The organism is Streptomyces europaeiscabiei (assembly GCF_036346855.1).
Classification (GTDB): domain Bacteria; phylum Actinomycetota; class Actinomycetes; order Streptomycetales; family Streptomycetaceae; genus Streptomyces; species Streptomyces europaeiscabiei.
Genome location: NZ_CP107841.1, coordinates 7,810,579 through 7,830,984, shown reverse-complemented (window position 1 = coordinate 7,830,984; position 20,406 = coordinate 7,810,579). Strand labels below are relative to the sequence as shown.

Genomic DNA, 20,406 nt, shown 5'->3' with positions numbered 1-20,406 from the left:
AGCCTTCCCTAGCTGGTTGTGGAGTGGTCCAGGGCGGCGGCGAGCCGCGCGACGGTGTGGTGGCGCAGGGCCGTGGCCAGGTCGAGAGCGAGGCCCGCGCGGCGGGCGGCGACCAGCAGCGGCGGCACGAGCAGCGAGTCTCCGCCCAGTTCGCGGAAGTCGTCGTCGACGCCGACCCGTTCGAGGCCGAGCACCTCGGCCCAGACCGCGGCGAGTTGCCGTTCGGTGGCGGTGCGCGGTGCCGCGTACGGTGCCGCGCCCGCGCCGGTCGCCTCGCGGGCCACGACGGCGGCCCGGTCGCGTTTGCCGTTGCGGGTGAGCGGCAGGGCGGCGACGACCTCGACTACGGCCGGGACGAGCGCGGCGGGCAGGAGGGTGCGCAGCCGGTCCCGGAGCGCGGCCACCGCCACGGTGCGGCCCTCGGCGGGCACCACCCAGGCGGCGAGCCGCTTCCCGCCGTCGGCGGCCGGGACGGCCGTGACCAGCGCTTCCCGTACAGCCGGGTCAGCGGTGAGGGCGGCCTCGGCCTCACCGGGCTCCACGCGGTGGCCGCGGATCTTCACCTGGCTGTCGGTGCGGCCCGCGAACTCCAGGAGCCCGCCCGGCAGTCGCCGGGCCAGGTCGCCGGTGCGGTAGAGACGGCTGCCGGGCCGTCCGTACGGGTCGGGCCGGAAGGCGAGCGCGGTCAGGTCGGGACGGCCGCCGTAGCCGCGGGCGAGTCCGTCGCCGCCGAGGAACACCTCGCCGGTGACGCCGTCGGGCACGGGTCGCAGCTCCGCGTCGAGGACGCGGACCAGGACGCCGGGCAGCGGGGCGCCGAGCGGGACCAGGGCCCGACCGGACCGGGCGCGCACGGGGCCGTAGGTGGCGGCGACGGTGGCCTCGGTGGGCCCGTACTCGGCGCCGAGGGACATGCCCCCGCCGCCGGCGCGGATCCGAGCGGCGACCCGGTCGGCCTGCGCGGTGGGGTAGGCGTCCCCGGCGCAGACCGCGAGCCCGGCCAGCCCGGCCAGTTCCCGGTCGGTCAGCTGGTGTTCCAGCAGCGCCAGATGGCCCGGCGTCAGGCCGACGAACGCGTACGGCGCGCCCCGCAGCAGCAGCGGCCCTAACTCGGCCGTGGCGTACCTCTGCGGCAGCACCCGTACCGGCTGCCCGGTCATCAGCGGCGCGTACAGCGCGGGCATCCCGAGGTCGAAGCCGACCGGGGTGAACCAGGGCGCTCCGCCGCGGCCGGCCTCGGTGTACTGCCGTACGGCCCAGTCGAGGTAGTGCGCGAGGGCCCGGTGGGAGACCTCGACGGCCTTGGGGGTGCCGGTGGAGCCGGAGGTGTGCAGGACGTAGGCGAGCCGGTCCGGGTCGTGCCGCAGGCCGAGCGGCGAGCCGTCACCGTCGTGGGCGGCGTCCTCGGCGAGCAGCACCTCGGCGACGGGCAGCCGGAAGCGGTACGAGCGCTGGGTGACGGCGATCCGCGGCGCGGTCCCGGCGAACCGGAGGTCCGGCGCGCACGGGTCGAGGGGCACCTGCACGGCACCCGCTTTCCACACGCCGAGCAGGGCGGTGACGAGGTCCGGGCCACGGTCGAGCAGCACCGCCACCCGGGTCTCGGCGCCGGCGCCGAGGGCGAGCAGCCGGCGGGCGATCCGGTTGGCGCGGGCGTCGAGCTCGCCGTAGGAGAGGCGGAAGTCCTCGCCGTGCAGGGCGGTGGCCGCCGGGGTGCGGGCGGCCTGTGCCTCGAAGGCGCCGAGGACGTCGGCGGGGGTCTCGGGGTGGGGCAGGGCGGGCGCCTTGAGGCGGACGCGTTCGTAACGGTCGGGGAAGGCGCCGGTGCTGTCGCCGTCGGCGCCCGCGCGGGCCATCTCGGTGAGCACCGCGCGGTACAGCCCGGCCAGCCGGTCGGCGGCGGACCGGGAGAAGGTGCGGGTGCGGGAGGCGAGGGAGAGGTGGCCGCGGACGGGGGTGCCGACGACCACGGGGAACTCGTTGGGGCTGTCGTCGCGGCTGGCCATGATGTCGATCAGCTCGGTGTCGACCTGGTGGAAGTCCAGGTAGTGGAAGAGCACGTCGATCAGGTGGGCCTCGCCGCCGGGCACCCGCATCGCGGGCATCGGGTAGCGGCGGTGCGGCCACAGCGCGACCTCGTGCGCGAAGACCTGCCTGGCCAGTTCGCCCCAGGTGCGGGCGGTCCGCTCGTAGGGGAAGGGCACCGAGTTGAGGTACATGCCGGAGACGGTCTCGGCGCCGGCCTCCTCGGGCCGGGCGTCGACGACCATGCCGCCGCGGAAGGCCGCGGAGCGGGTCAGCAGCGACAGAACCTTGCTGTGCGCGGCGTGCAGCACGCTCTTGTAGGGCACCTCGGCGGCGGTCGCCAGGGCGCGCAGGCCGGGTTCCAGGTCGGTCAGCGGCAGGTCGATGCGGTAGCGCTCGTCGGGGCCCGTGGGGTCGCCCGCCCAGCCGGGCGGCAGGGTGAACTTGTCGTGTCCCTCGACGATCCCGCGCCAGAACTCCTGGTCGGCCGGGTCGTCGAGGGCGCGCAGCTCACCGGCGATGAAGTCGGCGTAGCGGACGGCTGGCGCCGGCGGCGCGGGGGCGGGCTCGCCGCCGGTGCGCAGGGCACGGTAGGCGCGGAGCATCTCCATCAGCTGGGAGTGGTAGCTCCAGCCCTCGATGACGGGGTGGCACTCGGTGATCGACAGCCACCAGCTCTCGTCGTCCAGGAGGTGCACGGCCATCCGCATCAGCGGTGCCCGGGTCAGGTCGAACAGCTCGGCCCGGTCCCGGTCGGCGAAGTCCCACAGCGCCTGTCGGCGGGCGTCCTCGGGGAGGTGGCGCAGGTCCTCGTGGACGACGGGCATGTGCGCGGCGGCGTGCACCAGCTGGAGCGGCTGGGAGTACCCGGCCAGGGCGAAGGAGGTGCGCATCACCTCGTGCCGCTCGACGATCAGGTCGGCGGCCCGCTGGAACGCGGCCGGGTCGAAGGGGAGTTCGTCGCGGATCCGGAAGGAGGTGATGTTGTGGTAGCGGTTCTCGCCGCTGCCGCCGTGCATCTCGACGAGCATCCCGGCCTGGATGCGCGAGACCGGGTAGGCGTCGGTGACGTCGGCGGGCAGGTCCGCCCGGTCGGCGGCGTCGATCAGCGCGAACCGTGCGACGGTCCGGGGCGTGTCGGCGGCCGGGGCGCCGGTGCGGGCGACGGCCGTTGCCAGGCGTTCGACGGTCCGGTGCTCGAAGACGTCGCGGACGCTGGTCTCCCAGCCGGCCGCGCGCAGCGCCCCGACCAGTCCGACCGCGCGCAGCGAGTCGCCGCCCAGGTCGAAGAAGTTGTCGCGCACCCCGACGGTGTCCAGGCCGAGCACCCGCGCCCATACGGCGGCCATCGCCCGCTCGGCGTCGGTGCGGGCCTCGACGTGCGCGCCGACGGCCGTGGCGGCGCGGCCGGGCGCGGGCAGCGCCCGCCGGTCGAGCTTGCCGTTGCCGGTCAGCGGCAGCGCGTCCAGGGTGAGGTAGGCGGAGGGCAGCATGTACGGCGGCAGCGACGCGCCGAGGTGTCCGCGCAGGGCGGCCGGGCCGAGGTCGTCGGCGCCGGTGCCGGGGGCCGGTACGAGGTAGGCGACGAGCTGCTTGTCGCCCGGGGTGTCCTCGCGGACGATCGCGACGGCCTCGGCGACGGCCGGGTGCGCGGTGAGCGCGGCCTCCACCTCTCCCAACTCGATGCGGTAGCCGCGCAGTTTGACCTGGTGGTCGACGCGGGCGAGGAAGTCGAGGTTGCCGTCGGGCAGCACCCGGGCCAGGTCGCCGGAGCGGTAGAGGCGGCTGCCGGGCGGGCCGTAGGGGTCGGGCACGAACCGCTCGGCGGTCAGGTCGGGCCGGCCGGCGTAGCCGCGTGCCAGTCCGGTGCCGCCGATCCACACCTCGCCGGGGACGCCGGTGGGCAGGGGGCGCAGCCGGTCGTCCAGGACGTACATCGTGGTGTGCGGGACGGCCCGGCCGATGGGGACCAGCTCGGTGGCGACCGGTCCGTCGAGGAAGTAGGCGGAGTTGCCGACGGTGATCTCGGTCGGCCCGTACTCGGCGGCCAGCCGGGTGCCGCCCTCACCCGCCGCCGTCGCCCACCGTTCGGCGAGCCGGGCGGTGAAGGAGTCACCGGCGGCGATGACGAGTCCGGCCAGGCCGCGCACCTGTTCCGGGCTCAACTGCTGCTCCAGCAGGTCGAGATGGCCGGGGGTGAGTTTGATGAAGGCGTACGGTCCGCCTGCCGCGAGCAGGTCACCGAGGTCGGCGGTGTCGAAGTCCTGCGGCAGCAGGTGCACCGGCTGCCCGGTCATCAGCGGCGCGTACAGGTCGGGCATGCCCAGGTCGAAGGCGACGGAGGAGAACAGCGGCGCTCCCCCGGTGCCCGCGCTCGCGTACGCCTGGACCGTCCAGCCCAGGTAGTTGGCGAGGCCGCGGTGGCTGATCAGGACACCCTTGGGGCGCCCGGTGGAGCCGGAGGTGTAGATGACGTAGGCGAGCCGGTCCAGGTCGTGGGCGGCGGGCAGTTCGGCGTCGGCCGCCTTCAGCGCGGCCCGTTCGGCGGGGTCGTCGACGACGACCGTGCGGACGCCGGTGAAGCGGCCTGCGTACCGGGTTTCGGTGACGGCCAGGGTGGTCGCGGTCGTCGCCAGCATGTGGGCGACGCGGTCGTCCGGGTGGGCCGGGTCGACCGGGAGATGGGCGGCGCCCGCCCGCCAGATGCCCAGCAGCGCTGCGACCAGGTCGGGGCCGCGGTCGAGGAGGACGGCGACGACGGCCTCGGGACCGGCACCCAGCTCGGTGAGGCGGCGGGCGAACCGGTCGGCGCGGGCGTCGAGTTCGGCGTAGGTGACGGTGGTGCCGTCGTGCCGCAGTGCGGGCGCGTCCGGGGTGGCCGCCATCTGCGCGGCGATCGTCTCGAAGACCGGGCGCAGGGCGGCGAGCTCGAGCGGGCGGTCGGTGCCCACGGGGACGGCCGGGCCGTCGAGGAGCAGGGCGCGTTCGGCGGCGTCCAGGACGTCGAGGTCGGCGACCGGGGTGCCGGGGGCCCGGGCGATCGCCGCGAGCAGGGTTCGGTAGTGGCGGGTGATCCGCTCGGCGGTGGCCGCGTCGAAGAGCGCGGTGGCGTATTCCAGGCTGCCGTGCAGGGTGCCGTCCGGCCGTTCGGCCAGGTGCAGGGTGAGATCGAAGCGGGAGACGCGGCTCTGGGCCGGTACGGGCGCGACGGTCACGCCGGGCAGCTCCAGGCCCTCGGGGCCGCCCTCGCCGGAAACGAGGTCGAACATGACCTGGAAAACGGGGGTGGTGGACAGGTCCCGCTCCGGCTCCACCTCGTCGGCGATCCGGTCGAAGGGGGTGCCCTGGTGGTCGAAGGCCGCCAGCACGGCCGTACGGCTGTCGGCGAGGAAGCGGCGGAACGGCGTCCCGGGCCGCCAGGCGGCGCGCAGCGCCAGGGTGTTGTAGGCGTAGCCGGCCATCTGGCGCAGCTCGGGCCGGGTACGGCCGGAGGAGGCGGTGCCGACGCACACGTCGGTGGTGCCGGCGTAGCGGCCGAGCAGCAGCTGCCATGCACCGAGCAGGACCATGAAAGCAGTGACGCCCTCGTCCCGGGCGAGTCCGCGCAGTTTCTCCGCGACGGGTGCGGGCACCTCGAAGCGCGTCGTGGCGCCGCCGCCGTCGCGGACGGCGGGCCGGGGCCGGTCGGTGGGCAGCCCGAGCGGGGCCAGCCCGGCCAGCCGCTCCCGCCACCAGGCCAGGTCGGCGGCCGCGGCCGGTGAGCTGTCCCGCTCGGTGAGCCACGCCGCATAGTCGGCGTACTGGACGGCCGGCTCGGGCAGCGCACCCGCCGGGTCACGGCCCTCGACAGCGGCCGTGTACAGGGCCGAGAGGTCGGACAACAGCAGCGGTCTGGTCATCGCGTCGCAGGCGATGTGGTGCACCACCGCGACCAGCACGTGGTCGTCCGCGGCGAGCCGCAGCAGTCGTACGCGCAGCGGCTGTTCGGCCGCGAGGTCGATGGGCCGGGCGGCCTGTTCCTCCGCGAAGGCGACGGCGCGGCCGTCGGCGTCGGCGTCGGCGTCGGCGTCGGCGTCGGCGTCGGCGCCCCGGACGACGGCGAAGTCCGCCGGGCCGGCCGGGTCGATCACCTGACGGGGTTCGGTGCCGTCGAGGACGTATCGGGTGCGCAGGATCTCGTGGCGGGCGGCCAGCGTGTCGAAGGCACGACGCAGGGCGCCGGTGTCGAGGGGGCCACGCAGCCGGTACACCATCGGCAGCAGGTACTCGGGGCTGTCCGGGTCGAGCTGGTGCAGGAACCACAGGCTGCGCTGTCCGGCGGAGAGGACGAGGGGTGCCGAGCGGTCGGCGCGGGGTATTCCGGCCGGGACCGCGCGGCGGCCTCCGGCGCGGGCTGCCAGCCGGCGGCGCAGCAGTTCGGCCGCCAGCTCTTCCCGGTTCGGTGCGGTGGGTGCGGTCACGGCTGGTACTCCCGTTGGGCGAGGGCCAGTTCGGCCTCGGTGAGCGATTCGATCTCGGCGCGTACGGCCTCTTCCACGGCGGTGGCGAGGCCGCGCACGGTGGGCCGCTCGAAGACGGCGCTCAGCGGCAGTTCGACGTCGAACTCCTCCTGGATGCGGGCGATCACCCGGGCCGCGCGGACCGAGTTGCCGCCGATGCGGAAGAAGCCCTGGCGGGCCCCGACCGGCCGGGCGGCGGGATCGCCGAACAGCACCTCGGACCAGATCTCGGCGAGGGCCTCCTCGACCGGTCCCTCGGGCGCGCCGTACGGCTCGTCGGCGAGCGCGGCGGCCAGGTCGGGCACGGGCAGCGCGGCGGTGTCGACCTTGTTGTGCCGGGTCAGCGGCAGCCGTTCCAGGCCCACCAGCAGGGCGGGCAGCATGTAGTCGGGAAGCCGACGGGCGCAGTGGTCGAGCAGCTCGCCGTCGGTGGTCGGCTCGGCGTGCGGGGCGGGCGTCCAGTAGCCGACCAGGGCGGCCTCGGGCCCGGAGCCGTGCACGGTGACGAACGCCTGGGCGACGGCCGGGTGCTCGACGAGGACGCCCTGCACCTCGCCGGTCTCCACCCTGCGGCCGCGGATCTTGACCTGGCCGTCGGCGCGGCCCGCGAACTCCAGGGTGCCGTCGGGCCGCATCCGGGCCCGGTCGCCGGTGCGGTACAGCCGCGCCCCGGCGGGACCGTAGGGGTCGGGCACGAAGGCGGCGGCGGTCAGGCCGGGGCGGCCGTGGTAGCCGCGGGCGAGTCCGTCGCCGCCGACGCACAGTTCGCCGGTGACGCCGTACGGCACGGGCTGGAGACGGTCGTCGAGGACGTACGCCGTCACATGCGGGTAGGGGCGGCCGACGGGCACACCGGTGGCGGCGTCGTCGGCGTCCCAGCGGGTGGCGGCGATGGTGGTCTCGGTCAGCCCGTACTCGTTGATGAACCGCATCAGGCGGCGCGAGAGTTCGCGGGCCAGCGCGGGCGGGCAGGGTTCGCCGCCGGTCTGGCCGACGATCGGACGGTGGCCGAGCCCCGCGTCCAGCAGCAGCTGCCAGTGCGTCGGGGCCACCTGGAGGTGGCTGACGTCGTGTTCGTCGATCAGCCGCAGCTGGGCCGCGTGGTCTCGCTGCTCATGTTCCCGGGCGAGCACCAGCCGGCCCCCGGCCACGAGTGGCATGAACAGTTCGGTGCAGGAGATGTCGAAGGTGACCTGCGCCAGCGCCAGCCAGGCGTCGTCCGGGCCCTGGCCGAAGTCCAGGTGGGCCTGGGAGGCGCGCAACATGGTGAGCAGCGAGCCGTGCTCGACGGCGACGCCCTTGGGCCGCCCGGTGGAGCCCGAGGTGTACATGAGGTAGGCGAGGCGGGAGGGGTCGTCGGCGACCGCCGGGACGGGCTGCGCGGGCGTACCGGCAGCGGTCTGCGTGGTCTCCGCGACCGTGCCCACGTCCAGTACCCGGCCTTCGAAGCGGCCCGTGAGCCGGGCGGCGTGCGTGCCGTCGGTGACCAGGACCGCCGCCGCCGCGTCCGCCAGGACGTGCGCGGTGCGCTCGTCCGGGGCGGCCGGGTCCAGCGGCACGTAGGCGGCGCCCGCCCGCCAGGCGCCGAGGAACGCGGCAACCAGGTCGGGGGTGCGGCCGAGGAGACCGGCGACCACCGAGCCCTCGCCGGCGCCCGCGGCCCGCAGCCGGGCGGCGAACGCATCGGCCCGGCGCTCCAGCCGCTCGTACGTCCAGCTCTCGCCTCCGCACACCAGCGCGGTGTCCTGCGGTGCGCGCCGGGCCGACGCGGCGATCGCCGCGTCGACGGTCCGCTCGGGTCCGGTGACCGTGCCGGGCTCCGGCCGGCCGGGTCCGCGGCCGAGCAGCTCGGCGCGGAGCGGCGGGGGCAGCAGGTCGGCGTCGGCCAGCCGGCGGTCCGGGTCGGCGGTGACCGACTCCAGCAGCCGGATCCAGCAGTCGGCCAGCCGCTCGACGGTGGCCGCGTCGAACAGGGCGGTGGCGTACTCGGCGAGGCCGAGCAGCGAGCCGTCGGGGCGGCGCTGGAGCACGAAGGTCAGGTCGGTGCGGGCGGTGCGCCAGGCGCCGCGGAAGGCGGCCACGTCACCGGCGTCGACCGCGGTGCCGGTGCGGCCCTCCTCGTGGAGGTCGAACATCACCTGGTAGAGCGGGGTGCGGGCCGGGTCGCGGGTGTCGACCAGCTCCGCCACCAGCCGGTCGAACGGCAGCTCCTGGTGGGCGAAGGCCCTACGGGCGGTGTCGCGGACCCGGACCAGCGCCTCCCGGAACGGTGTGCCGGCAGGCGCGTCGCAGCGCAGCACCAGCGTGTTCAGGAAGTAGCCGGCGACCTCGGCGACCTCGTCGCCGTGCCGTCCGGCGACCGGCACCCCGACCGGGACGTCCCAGCTGCCGCTGAACCGGGCCACCAGTGCGGCGAACGCGGTCAGCAGGGTCTGCTGCAGGGTGGCCCCGCAGCTGCGGCCTAGCGCGGCGGCCCGCTCGGCGAGCGGGGCCGGCACGGTGAAGGTGTGCGCGGCGCCGGCCGCGTCCCGGGTGGCCGGGCGGGGCCGGTCGGCGGGCAGGTCGACCGGGGCGATGCCGTCCAGGGCGTCCTTCCAGTGCGCGAGTTCGGCCGTGAGGAAGGTGTCGGTCAGCCGGGCGCGCCGGTGGGCGGCGTGGTCGGCGTACTGGACGGGCAGGGCGGGCAGGTGCGCGTCGGTGCCGGTGTGCACGGCCTCGGCGAGCGCCTTGAGGTCGCGTTCCAGGACGACGGAGGTCCAGCCGTCGCAGGCGATGTGGTGGATGCTCAGCAGCAGGGTCAGCGTGCCCCGGCCGCGCACCGCGAGGGCCCGGCGCACCGGCCCCCGCGCCAGGTCGAAGGGGACGGCGAAGTCGGCCTCCACCAGCGCGTTCAGCTCGTCCGCGGTGTCGGCGCGGGCGAAGCGGACGTCCCACTCGGCCGGCAGGTCGGCGAGTTGCACCGGCTCGGTGCCGCGCAGCAGGTAGCGGGTACGCAGGATCTCGTGGCGGGCGGCGAGCGCGCTGAGCGCCCGGCGTACGACCGTGTCGTCGTACTCGGCGGGCAGGGTGAGGAAGACCGGCGCGTTCCACTCGGCGCTGCCGGGGCGCAGCCGGTCCAGCAGCCACATGCTCTGCTGGCCGGGCGAGAGCGGCAGGCCGTGCGGGTCGCGGGCGACCGGGGTCACGGACCGCTGCGTCACGGGTACGGCGGTGTCGTCCGCCGCCCGGCCGGCGGTGAGCAGCGCGGCCTGCTGCTCCACGGTGGTGGCGGTCAGCAGCGCGGTCGCCGGGAGGTGCCGTCCGGCGGCCCGGGACAGGCCGGCCGCGAGCTGGTTGAGCATCAGCGAGGAGCCGCCGAGCTGGAAGAAGTCGTGGGTGGCGCCGATCTCGGCGGCCGGGGTATCGGTCAGCCGCGCCCACTCCTCGGCGACGACCCGCTCGGCGGGGGTGCGGACCGGGATGTGCGCGGTCTCGGCGGCGGCGTCGGCCGGATCCGGCAGCGCGGACCGGTCGATCTTGCCGTTGGGGGTGAGCGAGAACTCGGTGACCGGCACGTAGGCGGTCGGCACCAGCGGCTCCGGCAGCGAGCGGCGCAGGAAGGCGCGCAGCTCCTGCGGGCCGAGCGGCTCGCCGCGCGACTGCACCCAGGCGACCAGCCGGTGTCCTCCGCGGCCGTCGGGCACAGCGGCGGCCACGGCGGCCCGCACCCATGGGTGGGCGGCGAGCGCGGCCTCGACCTCGCCGGGCTCGATCCGGACGCCGTTGACCTTGACCTGGTGGTCCAGGCGGCCCAGATACTCCAGGACGCCGTCGGTCCGCCAGCGCGCCCGGTCGCCGGTGCGGTAGAGGCGGGCGCCCGGCCGGTGCGGGTCGGGCACGAAGCGCTCGGCGCTGTGGTCGGGGCGGCCGAGGTAGCCGAGGGCGAGACCGACCCCTCCCGCGTGCAGTTCGCCGGGGACGCCGACGGGCACCGGGCGCCCGGCCTGGTCCAGGACGAGGACGCGCATGTTGCCGATGGGCCGCCCGATCGGCACGGCGCCGGTGTCCTGGGCCGGGTCCCAGCGGTGCTCGGTGATGTCGACGGACGCCTCGGTGGGCCCGTAGGTGTTCCAGATCTCCGCCCCGGGCACCCGCTCGTGCAGGGCACGGCACAGCTCGGCATGGAGCGGCTCTCCGGCGCTGAAGAGCAGGCGCAGTGCGCCTGCGCGTTCCCAGCCGGGCTCCTCGACGAGGCGGCGGTAGACGGACGGTACGCCCTGCAGGATCGTCACGCCGCCGTCGGTGACGGCCCGCAGCAGGGCGGCCGGGTCGCGCTCGGCGCCCTCGGGGGCGAGCACCACGGTGCCGCCCGCGATCAGGGGGGAGAACAGTTCGAGGCCGGCGGCGTCGAAGCCGACGGTCGTCTTCAGCAGCATGCGGTCGCCCGCGCCGACCCGGTGCCGGTGCGCCAGCCAGCGCACCCGGTTGGCGATCCCGCCGTGCGGCACGAGCACGCCCTTGGGGCGGCCGGTGGAGCCGGAGGTGTGCAGGACATAGGCGGGCCGGTCGGCGTCGGCCGCGAACTGCACTCCCTCGTGATGCAGTTCGCCCTCGGCGCTCTCGGCGCTCTCGGCGCTCTCGGCGCCCTGGACGCCCTGGATCCCCTCCACGGTCAGCGTGCGGACGGTGCCGGGCAGGCTGTCGGCGGTGGCCCGCTCGGCGAGGACGACCGGGTCGCCGGTGTCCGCGAGGACCGCCGCCAGGCGGGCCGCAGGGTGCCGCGGGTCCAGCGGCACGTACGCCGCGCCCGCGAGCCAGACGCCGAGGAACGCGGCGACCAGTTCCGGGCCGCGGCGCAGGCACACCCCGACGAAGTCGCCGGGACGTACCCCGGCCGACCGCAGCCCGGCCGCGAACCGGTCGGCGAGCGCGCCCAGTTCGGCATAGGTGACGGCGGTGCCGTCGGCGCGGACGACGGCGGGTGCGGCCGGGGTGCGGGCGGCCTGGGCGCGGAACAGCGGGAGTATCAGTAGATGGCCGGGGACGCGTCCCGACTTCGCAGGCTCGTTCACGATCTCTCCTCCATCGGGATCGGCGGTGCGGATCAGCTGCCGGCGCCGGCCTCGGCCATGCGGCGGCGCAGGCTCAGCGGGCGCAGGTCGGTCCACAGGACGTTGATGCGCTCCAGGCACTCCGCGCGGCTGCCCTCGGTGCCCTCGGCGTGCCAGCCGGCGGGCAGGGCTCGGTCGGCCCACCAGATCGAGTACTGCTCCTCGTCGTTGAGCACGACGCGGTACACGTCTTCGTCGCTCATGTGTTCAGTCATGGGGTATCCCTTCTGCGCGGTGAGGTGTGGCCCATGGTTGAACGCAGCGCTATCGGGGGTTTATCGGCCGCCTATACGCTCGCCGAGGACACCGTGGACAGGGGCGAGCCCCCGGCGCCGAGGGGCGCCGGGGGCTCGTGGTTGCCTGCCCTGGACTCGTCGCTGACGAGCAATCAGGCGGCGTTGCTGTTCAGGTTGTTGTTGTTCCGGTTGTAGTTGTTCAGGTTGGCCTCGACGTCGTTGGCGAGGACCCACGCCATGTTGGCGGCCTGGTTGTTGACGTTGCTGTTGCCGTTGCCGTTGCGGTTGCTGTTCGCGTTGTTGTTGAGGTTGTTGTTCATAGAGGGGTTCCTCTTCTCTGTGGTGGGCTGTCCGTCCCGTGAACCCAGCTGCACTCGGGTCGTGTGCGGCCGGCGGGTCGCTTCATAGCGGCGGAGCGCGGCGGCGATGCCCGCGGCTCCCGATGTCTCCTCCTTGAGGCAGATCGCGAGTGCCACCCCGTCCTCGATGGCCTGGTTGGCTCCCTGTCCGTGGTGCGGGAGCATCGGGTGGGCCGCGTCGCCGAGCAGCGTGGTGCGGGCGGTGCTCCACCGCTCCAGCGGCGCCCGGTCGTACAGCGCCCAGCGGCGCACCTCCCGCGCCGCGCCGACGAGGGCCCGCACCTGCGGCGCCCATCCGGCCAGCGTCGCGTCGAGGTCGGCGGGCCCGGCCGCGCTCGTCCAGGACTCGTCGAGCCCCTCGGGCGCCGGGGCGACGGCGACGTAGGTGAACTGCCGTCCGCCGCGGACCGGGTAGAGCAGTACGCGCCCGGCGGGGCCCGCGAACATGTACATCAGCGCGGGGTCGAGGTCCGGCAGCACGGCCGCGTCCACCAGACCCCGCAGCGCGCTGTTGCCGGAGTACACGGGCCGCTCGGGCCCGGCCAGCCGACGGCGGACCAGGGAGTGCACGCCGTCCGCGCCGATCAGCGCGGAGGCCCGGGCGACCGTGCCGTTGGCGAACCGGAGCGTGACGCCCTTGGAGCCCTCCTCGTAGCCGGTCAGCTCACGCCCGGTGTGCACCCGCTCGGCGGGCAGCAGCGAGGCGAGCATCCGGTGCAGGTCGCCGCGGTGCACTGTCAGGTAGGGGGCCCCGAACCGCTCCTCCCAGGCGACGCCCATCTCCTGCCGCGCCACCGTGGAGCCGTCGTGGAAGGCGCGGACCTCCAGGGCCTCGGGCCGCACCGCCTTCCGGGCGAGCTGTCCGGCCAGGCCCATGCGGGTCAGCAGCCGGGTGCCGTTGGGGCCCAGGTGCATGCCGACGCCCTGTTCGCGCAGGGTGTCGCCCCGCTCGTAGACGTGGACGTCGATGCCGCGGCGGTGCAGGGCCGCGGCGGCGGTGAGTCCGCCGATGCCCGCGCCGATCACCGCGATCGTGGTGGTGGTCATCGGTGGTCCCATGCCTTCTCGAAGGAGTCGAAGGAGTTGAAGGAGTTGAATGAGTTGAAGTCGTCGAAGGCGCCGGTCTCGCCGGAGCCGAGGGCGAGCACGGCGTCCAGGTCGGCGTCGGCGGCCAGTTCGACATCCGTGATCCGGGCGTCCGGGTCCCGTACGGCGGCCGTGAGCATCCGCTCATAGCCGTCCGCGAACCGCTCGACGGTCGTCCGGTCCAGGACGTCGGTGTCGTAGGAGAAGACCGCGGTCACGCCCTCGGGGGTCTGCTCGATACGCAGCAGCAGGTCCAGCTGGCCCTCCTGCTGCGGTACGTCGATCAGGGCGATGTCGAGACCGGCGTACGGGATGACACGGCCGACCGCCTGGCCCGGCAGCACGTTGGGCACCGGCGGTTCCATGCGGTCCATGTGGACCAGGAACAGCGCGGCGCGGAACAGGGTGGCCTGCGGGAAGGCCAGGCCGCACGGGTAGCGCACGCCCAGCATGCCCCGCATGATCCGCTCACCGGCCTGCGCGGCGGCGTCCCGGAAGGTGGCGCCGGGCCCGAACTCGGCTCGCACCGGGATGGTGTTGAGGAAGCAGCCGATCACGTCCCGCTGACCGCGGCCGGAGCGGCTGGAGGCGGGCACCCCGAGCAGGAAGTCGTCCTGCCCGGTCCAGCGGTGGGTCAGCGACTGGAACACGGCGAGCAGGTACGCGAAGGGTGTCACGCCCGCCGCGCCCGCCGCCGCGCCGATCCCGTCGGCGGCCTCGGGGGCGAGCCGCCGTACGACCGTGTCGCCGCGCAACGAGCGCACCCGGGGGCGCGGCCGGTCCAGCGGCAGTTCGGCCGGAGCCGATCCGGCGACCGACTCCCGCCAGGCGACAGCGGCCCGCAGACCGGCCTCGGAGGCGGTGTGGGCCAGCTCCGCCGCCGCGTGCTCGGTGTACGAGCCCTTCAGCGGGCGCCAGCCGGGCGCGGTGCCGGCGGCGTGGGCAGCGTAGGCGTCGAGGACGTCACGGACCAGCAGCCAGCGGGAGGTGAAGTCGCTGACGATGTGGTGGGCGGAGGTGACCAGCGCCCAGTCGTCGTCGGCGCGGCGCAGCAGCACCACCCGGAAGGTCCCCGACTCCAGCCGGAACGGCCGGGCCCCGGCCTCCTCGGCGGCGCGCAGCAGCCCGTCCTCGTCGATTCCGTCGAGGTCCCGCAGTTCCAGCCGTACGACGGGTGCGTCGGAGGCGATACGGACCGGGCGTCCGCCAGCTTCGGCGAAGACGGAGCGCAGCAGCTCCTGGCGTTCGCCGACCGCGGTGACGGCGGCGTCCATGGCGACAGGGTCGACCCGGCCGCTCAGCCGCAGCGGCATCACGATGTTGTAGGCGGCGCTGTCCGGGGCGATGCGGTACGCGGTCCACATCGCCTCCTGGATCGAGGTCAGCGGCAGGGCGGGCACGGCGGTGCTCATCCGCAGCCTCCCGCGTGGCTCAGGTCGGAGGCGGGGCCGCCGACGAGGGCGAGGCCCGGCTCGGCGGGCTCGGGGTTCTCCGCGGCGGGCGCCGGGGCGTGCTCGGGGAAGGTCGCCGCGAAGTCGGCGACCCGGTCCAGGCCCCAGAAGGGCTCCGAGCCGTGGATGAAGTACGGCACCCCGAACACGCCGTCGCGGGAAACGTCCACCAGGGCCTTGGCGCCCTGCGCCCGGATCTCCGGGTCGTCGGTGGCGGCGCCGACCTCTCCGGCGTCCAGGCCGATGGAGGCGGCCAGTTCGCGCACGGTGGCCGGATCGCAGAGGTCGCGGCCCTCCAGCCAGCGGGCGCTGCCCGCCCGCTCCACCCACGCCTGGCCCAGGCCCCGGCGCTCGGCGAGGAACCACGTCAGGTGTGCGGGCTCCCACCACGGGTCGGCGTCCACCGGCCAGGTCAGGGTGAGCCCGCGGGCCGCGGCGAGCCGGCGCACGTCCCGCAGGATGTAGAACTGCTTGGCCCGGGACATCGGGACATAGGGGAACTCGGCGCCCGCCTCGGCCAGCAGCTTCCGGCTGGTCTCGTCGGGCTCCCAGAAGGGCCGCCACTCCAGCCGGTCGAGCAGGCCGGGGTGGTTCTCGCGCAGCTCGCGCAGCGCGAAGAAGTTGTAGGGGCTGCGCAGGTTGAAGTAGAAGCGCGGCGGCCGGGCGGCGCGTGGCATGGCTGACTCCCTTGAGCGGGTGGGGTTCTCAGACGACCAGTCCGCCGTCGACGGCGAAGACCTGTCCGGTGATGTAGGCGGCGCGGTCGCCGGCCAGGAAGGACACCAGTTCCGCGACCTCCTGGGGTTCGCCGAAGCGGCCCAGCGGGATGCGACGGGTCATCTCCTTGGCGTGCTTCTCGGAGAGGCCGCCGGTCATGTCGGTGCTGATGAAGCCCGGGGCGACGGCGTTGGCGCGGATGCCGGAGCGTCCAGCCTCCTTGGCGAAGGCCGCGGTGAAGCCGATGATCCCTGCCTTGGACGCGGAGTAGTTGGTCTGCGTGGCGTGGCCCGCCGCGGCGACCGAGGAGAGCGTGACGACGGTGCCGCGGCGGCGCTTGAGCATGGGGAAGGCGAGCGTGCGAACGACGTTGTAGGTGCCGTCGAGGTTGGTGCGCACCACGGCGTCCCAGTCCTCGTCGGCCATCATCGCCAGGTGGCCGTCACGGACGATCCCGGCTGCGGTGACCACCACGTCCACCGGCCCGAGCAGCTCCTCGGTCTCGGCCGCGAACGCGGCCACCGCGGCCCGGTCCGTCACGTCGACGCGGCGGGCGAGGGTGCGGGCGCCGTGTGCGGCGGCCGACTTGGCGGCGAGTGCGGCCGCCTCCTCGTTCGACTGGTAGCACAGCGCTACGTCATGGCCGTCGCGGGCCAGGGTCTCCACGACGGCCCGCCCGATCCCGCGCGAACCGCCGGTGACCAGGGCCACCGGCCTCGGTGTGTCGGACATGTGACGTGCCTTTCTCCTCGGTGACGGAACGGGTGGCGCGGGTGTCTCAGGCCAGCCGCAGCAGCAGCGCGCCGACGGTGCCGTCGCGGTCGGCCGCGGTGATCAGGGCGAGCCGGTCCACCAGGCTCGGTTCGCTCTCCGCCTCGGCGAGCGCGGCGGCGAGCTGGAAGGCGGCGGAGGCCGCGCCGGCGTCGCCGACCAGAGAGCGCACCGGGAGCCGGTTGCCGGTCAGCCCGTCGAGGGCGGACTCCTCCTGTTTGCCGAGCAGGCCGGGCGGGTTGCCGGGCACGATCAGTTCGACGTCGCCGGGGGCGGCCTCCGCGTCGGCCAGGACGTCGGCGACGCAGCGTTCCAGCGCCGCTCCGGCCCGGCCCGTCTCCTGGAAGGCACGGAAACGGGAGCCGAGGACCGAGGCGAGCACGGGCCGGCCTCCCTCTCGGGCGGCCGACGCCTCCTCCAGGAGGAAGAGCGCGGCGCCCTCGCCGAGCGGCTGCGGTTCGGCACCACCGTGGTCGGCGACCCGTTCCAGCCGGGCCCGCTGTACGGAGAACTCCTCGGCCGCGCCGGCCAGCAGCGCCGTGCCGTGTCCGCCGCGCAACAGCCGGGAGGCGTACTGGAGGGCGAGCAGGGCGGTGGCGGCGCCGCCGGAGACGGTGACGTTGGGGCCCTTGAGGGTGTGCCGGATGGCACTGGCGCCGGCGGGGCAGTTCATGACGGTGTTGGGGAAACGCGCCGGGTCGACGAGGTAGGGCTTGTCGCCGGTGAGCGCGTCCCGGGTGAAGTCCATGATCGACTGGACGCTGCCGGAGGTGCCGAGCACCAGGCCGGTGCGCTCCGGGTCGGCGGCGAGTCCGGTGCCGTACTCGTCGAGGAGCATGCCGACCGTGGTGGCCGCGATGCCGGTGACCCGGTCCATGGAACGGGTGCCCTTGCGGCCGAGGACGGCCCTGATGTCGAAGCCGGGGATCAGCCCGGCCTCCGGGTAGGGGACCGGCCAGGTGTCCGCGTCCACCGGCGCGACGGCCCGCTGCCCGGACCTGAGGCCCTCGGTGAAGCCGTTCCTGCCCAGTCCGTACGGCGAGGACACGGCCCAGCCGGATATCGCCAGCCGGGGCGCGGCTGCGTTCGTCTGGAGCGCCATGCTCGTCAACTCCTCTCAAGGTTGCGGCCGCCGGCTCTCAGGGGGCCTTGCACTAGGAGCGCCCGATGAGGTCGCGTGGGTCTGGTGCCGTGCATCGCAGGGCGCCGGAGAGCCCTCGTAGCGGAGCTACCAGGGCCTTTCGGCAACGCGGCGAAGTGCGGCACCAGACCCACGCGACCCGGGCGGGCATCGCGCAAGGCCCCCTTACGCCGCCTGTTCCCACTTGCCGAGCACCAGGACGGCGTTGTTGCCGCCGAAGGCGAGCCCGTTGTTCTGAACGACCCTCAGCTCCGCCTCGACCGCCTCGTTGGGCACGCAGTCGACCGCGCACTCGGGGTCGGTCGAACGGTGGTTGATCGTCGGGGGGATGAAGCCGTCCCGCAGCGCCAGCGCGCAGGCTGCGGAGGCGAGGGCGCTGGCGGCGCCCATGGTGTGGCCGATCATCGACTTGATGGAGACCGTGCGCGGCAGGGTGTCGCCGAACACCTGCCGGATCGCGCCGACCTCGGTCACGTCGTTGGCCCTGGTGCCGGTGCCGTGCGCGGAGATGAAGTCGACGTCCGCGGCCTCGATGCCGGCGTTGCGGTGTGCCGCGGTGATGCAGCGGGCGATGGAGTCCCGGTCCGGGGCCACCGGGTGGCTGGCGTCGCAGGACAGGCCGTAGCCGAGCACCTCGGCATAGATCCGGGCGCCGCGGGCGAGCGCGGACTCCAGCGACTCCATCAGCAGGATGCCGGAGCCCTCGCCGGTCAGGATGCCCTGCCGGTCGGCGTCGAAGGGGCGGCACACGTCGGGTGCGATGGTGCCGAGCCGGTAGAAGCCGGTGAAGGTCTTGCGGCACAGTGCGTCCGCGCCGCCGCACAGCGCCATCTCGACGTCTCCGGAGCTGATCGCGTCATAGCCGTAGCCGACCGCGTAGTTGCCGGCCGCGCAGGCGGTGGGCACCGTGACGGTCTCCACGTCCTCCAGGCCGAGTTCGCGGACGATGCCGGCCGACAGCCGGCCGGGCCACACCCGGCGGGCCGCCGCCTCGTCGAGGGTGTCCTCGCCCTCGGCGACCTGGAGCGCGGTGAGGTGGTCGAGGTCGCGGGACTCACCGTCGGTGGTGCCGACCGAGACCAGCGAGCGCACGTCGCGCACCTGCTGTGCGGTCAGGCCCGCGTCGGCGACCGCCATCCGGCTCGCGGCGACCGCGAACTGCGCGGCCCGGCCCAGGTCGTCCGGGGTCTGGGCGGTCAGCCATGCCGCCGCGTCGAAGTCGGTGATCTCGCAGGCGTTGGAGTACGCGAAGCCGGTGGTGTCGAAGGCACCGATCGGTTTCGCGCCGCTGCGGCCGGCCCGCAGGCCGGCGGCGAAGGCGTCGACACCGGTACCGATGCTCGTCACCACTCCGAGGCCGGTGACGACCACCCGGTGCCGGGCGCCGCGCCCGCCGTGACCCGGCGTCGCGTCCCCGCTCACTTGACCTGCGCCTCGGCGACCACGGCGTAGACGCCGGCGAGGTTGACCATGCGGCTGAGCTCGGACTGCGTCAGGGTGATGCCGAAGGTCCGCTCCAGGGAGGAGAGGATCTCGATGGTGCGCAGCGAGTCGGCGTCGTGCTCCTCCTTGAACAGGCTGACGTCGGTGACCTCGTCGAGCTCCAGCTCGAGGATGTCACAGACGATCTCCTTGATCTCCGCCTTCTGCCCGTCGTTCAGGGCGGGGAGCTGAGTGGTCATCAGTTGCCTCCGTGCATCGGTGTCGGCCGCGCGGGCCTCGGGTGGTGGTGTTCGGGGATGCGTTCATGGTGGCGGGGCCCGCTATCGGTGCCCTATATCCGCCAACTCCTCTAAATCAGCGATGAGTTGCGGCGGCAGACCGCTCTCCTGCGACAGCTCGGCGATCTCGCCGAAGTGCCGGCGCACCCAGGTGTCGTCGTAGATCGTGTCGAGGTAGCGGTCGCCGCCGTCGGGCAGGATCAGCACGACGTTGGAGCCGGGTTCGAGGCCCGGTGCGATGCGGTCCAGCGCGGAGACCACGGCTCCCGAGGAGCCGCCCGCGAGGATCGCCTCGCGCCGTACGAGCCGGCGGCAGCCCACCACACAGTCCAGGTCGGTGACGTGTACGACGTGATCGGCGTCCGAGGGCCGCAGCAGCTTGGGCCGGATCGACGCGCCGTGGCCCGGCACCAGCCGGGTACAGCCGGCGGTCCGACCGAACAGCACGCTGCCGACGGCGTCCACCGCGTGCACGGTCGTCGTCAGGCCGCTCTGCCGGATGTACTCGGCGCAACCGCCCAGGGTGCCGCCGGTGCCGGCCGCCAGGATCAGGTGGTCGACCTTGCCGTCCAGCGCCTCGGCGATCTCACGCATCGTGGTCAGGTGCGCCTGCCGGTTGAGCGGGTTGGCGTACTGGTCGGGCCAGTACGAGTCGGGTGTCGAGGCCAGCAGTTCGGCCACCCTGCGCAGCCGCATGGGCAGCAGTTCCCCGGTGACCGGGTCCGGGTCGGTGACGACCTCGACCCGGGCGCCGTAGGCCCGCAGGATCGCGAGGTTCTGCTGGGTGGTGCGCGCATCGACCACGCAGATGAAGCGCAGTCCGAAGTACGCACAGATCTGGGCGAGTCCGATCGCGAGGTTCCCGGAACTGGACTCGATCACCGTGGAACGACCGGGCACGAGCTCCCCGGAGCGGATCCGGGTCAGCACCATCGAGAGCGCCGACCGGTCCTTGACACTGCCGCCGGGATTGAACCGCTCGGCCTTGGCGAAGAGGCGTACCGGTATGTCCGGTGCGAGCCTTTCCAGCTCTATGAGCGGGGTTTTCCCCACCACGGCCAGGATTCCCCGGAGTTCGGCAGGCGGCATGCCGGGAAGTCCGCCCGGTCCCTGGGCAACGGCATTCCCGTCTTCGTACGGCATCTGATGCAGCCATCCTCTGCTGGGAGTTGCGGGGCGGTTTTCGACGCCACCCGAGAATCGCCGAGCCGCCTATACCTCACCCATATGAACCTGCTCAAGCGGCAGTTCCGGCCACCTATAGATGCCGCATAGCGGGCCAGCCGATTCTGGCGTGTAAACGCACTGGA

11 protein-coding genes are annotated in these 20,406 nt (G+C 74.3%); all 11 read right to left on the bottom strand.

The features are described 5' to 3' along the window. Positions 1-8: 8 nt before the first annotated feature. The 11 genes from OG858_RS34130 to sbnA all read right to left on the bottom strand — a co-directional run bounded on the left by OG858_RS34130 (position 9) and on the right by sbnA (position 20,185). Entirely contained in the window at positions 9-6,485 is a 6,477-nt protein-coding gene (locus OG858_RS34130) for a non-ribosomal peptide synthetase (RefSeq protein ID WP_328544169.1), read from the bottom strand. Then, positions 6,482-11,575, bottom strand: a complete 5,094-nt coding sequence (locus tag OG858_RS34125) for a non-ribosomal peptide synthetase (RefSeq protein WP_328544170.1) — start codon at positions 11,573-11,575, stop codon at positions 6,482-6,484. The genes OG858_RS34130 and OG858_RS34125 overlap by 4 nt, the downstream gene beginning before the upstream one ends. 32 nt (positions 11,576-11,607) lie before the next feature. After that, a complete protein-coding gene (locus OG858_RS34120) occupies positions 11,608-11,817 on the bottom strand; it encodes an MbtH family protein (RefSeq protein WP_179200817.1) in 210 nt (69 codons plus the stop codon). A gap of 185 nt (positions 11,818-12,002) precedes the next feature. Beyond that, on the bottom strand, positions 12,003-13,256 hold the full coding sequence (locus OG858_RS34115) for an FAD-dependent monooxygenase (protein ID WP_327725095.1): 1,254 nt from the start codon (positions 13,254-13,256) through the stop codon (positions 12,003-12,005). Then, complete coding sequence (locus OG858_RS34110) at positions 13,253-14,707, bottom strand: condensation domain-containing protein (RefSeq protein ID WP_328544171.1); 1,455 nt, start codon at positions 14,705-14,707, stop codon at positions 13,253-13,255. The genes OG858_RS34115 and OG858_RS34110 overlap by 4 nt, the downstream gene beginning before the upstream one ends. After that, complete coding sequence (locus OG858_RS34105) at positions 14,704-15,423, bottom strand: 2-hydroxychromene-2-carboxylate isomerase (protein ID WP_319064375.1); 720 nt, start codon at positions 15,421-15,423, stop codon at positions 14,704-14,706. The genes OG858_RS34110 and OG858_RS34105 overlap by 4 nt, the downstream gene beginning before the upstream one ends. Positions 15,424-15,451: 28 nt before the next feature. Then, entirely contained in the window at positions 15,452-16,195 is a 744-nt protein-coding gene (gene fabG / locus OG858_RS34100) for a 3-oxoacyl-ACP reductase FabG (protein WP_319064373.1), read from the bottom strand. A 46-nt stretch (positions 16,196-16,241) separates the two neighbouring features. Continuing rightward, on the bottom strand, positions 16,242-17,336 hold the full coding sequence (locus OG858_RS34095) for a beta-ketoacyl synthase N-terminal-like domain-containing protein (RefSeq protein WP_086752056.1): 1,095 nt from the start codon (positions 17,334-17,336) through the stop codon (positions 16,242-16,244). A gap of 204 nt (positions 17,337-17,540) precedes the next feature. After that, on the bottom strand, positions 17,541-18,797 hold the full coding sequence (locus tag OG858_RS34090; RefSeq protein WP_319064371.1) for a beta-ketoacyl-[acyl-carrier-protein] synthase family protein: 1,257 nt from the start codon (positions 18,795-18,797) through the stop codon (positions 17,541-17,543). Further along, entirely contained in the window at positions 18,794-19,057 is a 264-nt protein-coding gene (locus OG858_RS34085; protein ID WP_086752050.1) for an acyl carrier protein, read from the bottom strand. Before OG858_RS34085 ends, OG858_RS34090 begins: the two co-directional genes overlap by 4 nt. 81 nt (positions 19,058-19,138) lie before the next feature. Beyond that, complete coding sequence (sbnA, locus tag OG858_RS34080) at positions 19,139-20,185, bottom strand: 2,3-diaminopropionate biosynthesis protein SbnA (RefSeq protein WP_086752048.1); 1,047 nt, start codon at positions 20,183-20,185, stop codon at positions 19,139-19,141. Between the last annotated feature and the right edge of the window lie 221 nt (positions 20,186-20,406).

Bases quoted from the DNA above. Each gene is read 5' to 3' on its own strand.
- OG858_RS34120 (WP_179200817.1), bottom strand. From the start codon at position 11,817: ATGAGCGACGAAGACGTGTACCGCGTCGTGCTCAACGACGAGGAGCAG.
- OG858_RS34115 (WP_327725095.1), bottom strand. From the start codon at position 13,256: ATGACCACCACCACGATCGCGGTGATCGGCGCGGGCATCGGCGGACTC.
- OG858_RS34110 (WP_328544171.1), bottom strand. From the start codon at position 14,707: ATGAGCACCGCCGTGCCCGCCCTGCCGCTGACCTCGATCCAGGAGGCG.
- OG858_RS34105 (WP_319064375.1), bottom strand. From the start codon at position 15,423: ATGCCACGCGCCGCCCGGCCGCCGCGCTTCTACTTCAACCTGCGCAGC.
- fabG (WP_319064373.1), bottom strand. From the start codon at position 16,195: ATGTCCGACACACCGAGGCCGGTGGCCCTGGTCACCGGCGGTTCGCGC.
- OG858_RS34095 (WP_086752056.1), bottom strand. From the start codon at position 17,336: ATGGCGCTCCAGACGAACGCAGCCGCGCCCCGGCTGGCGATATCCGGC.
- OG858_RS34085 (WP_086752050.1), bottom strand. From the start codon at position 19,057: ATGACCACTCAGCTCCCCGCCCTGAACGACGGGCAGAAGGCGGAGATC.
- sbnA (WP_086752048.1), bottom strand. From the start codon at position 20,185: ATGCCGCCTGCCGAACTCCGGGGAATCCTGGCCGTGGTGGGGAAAACC.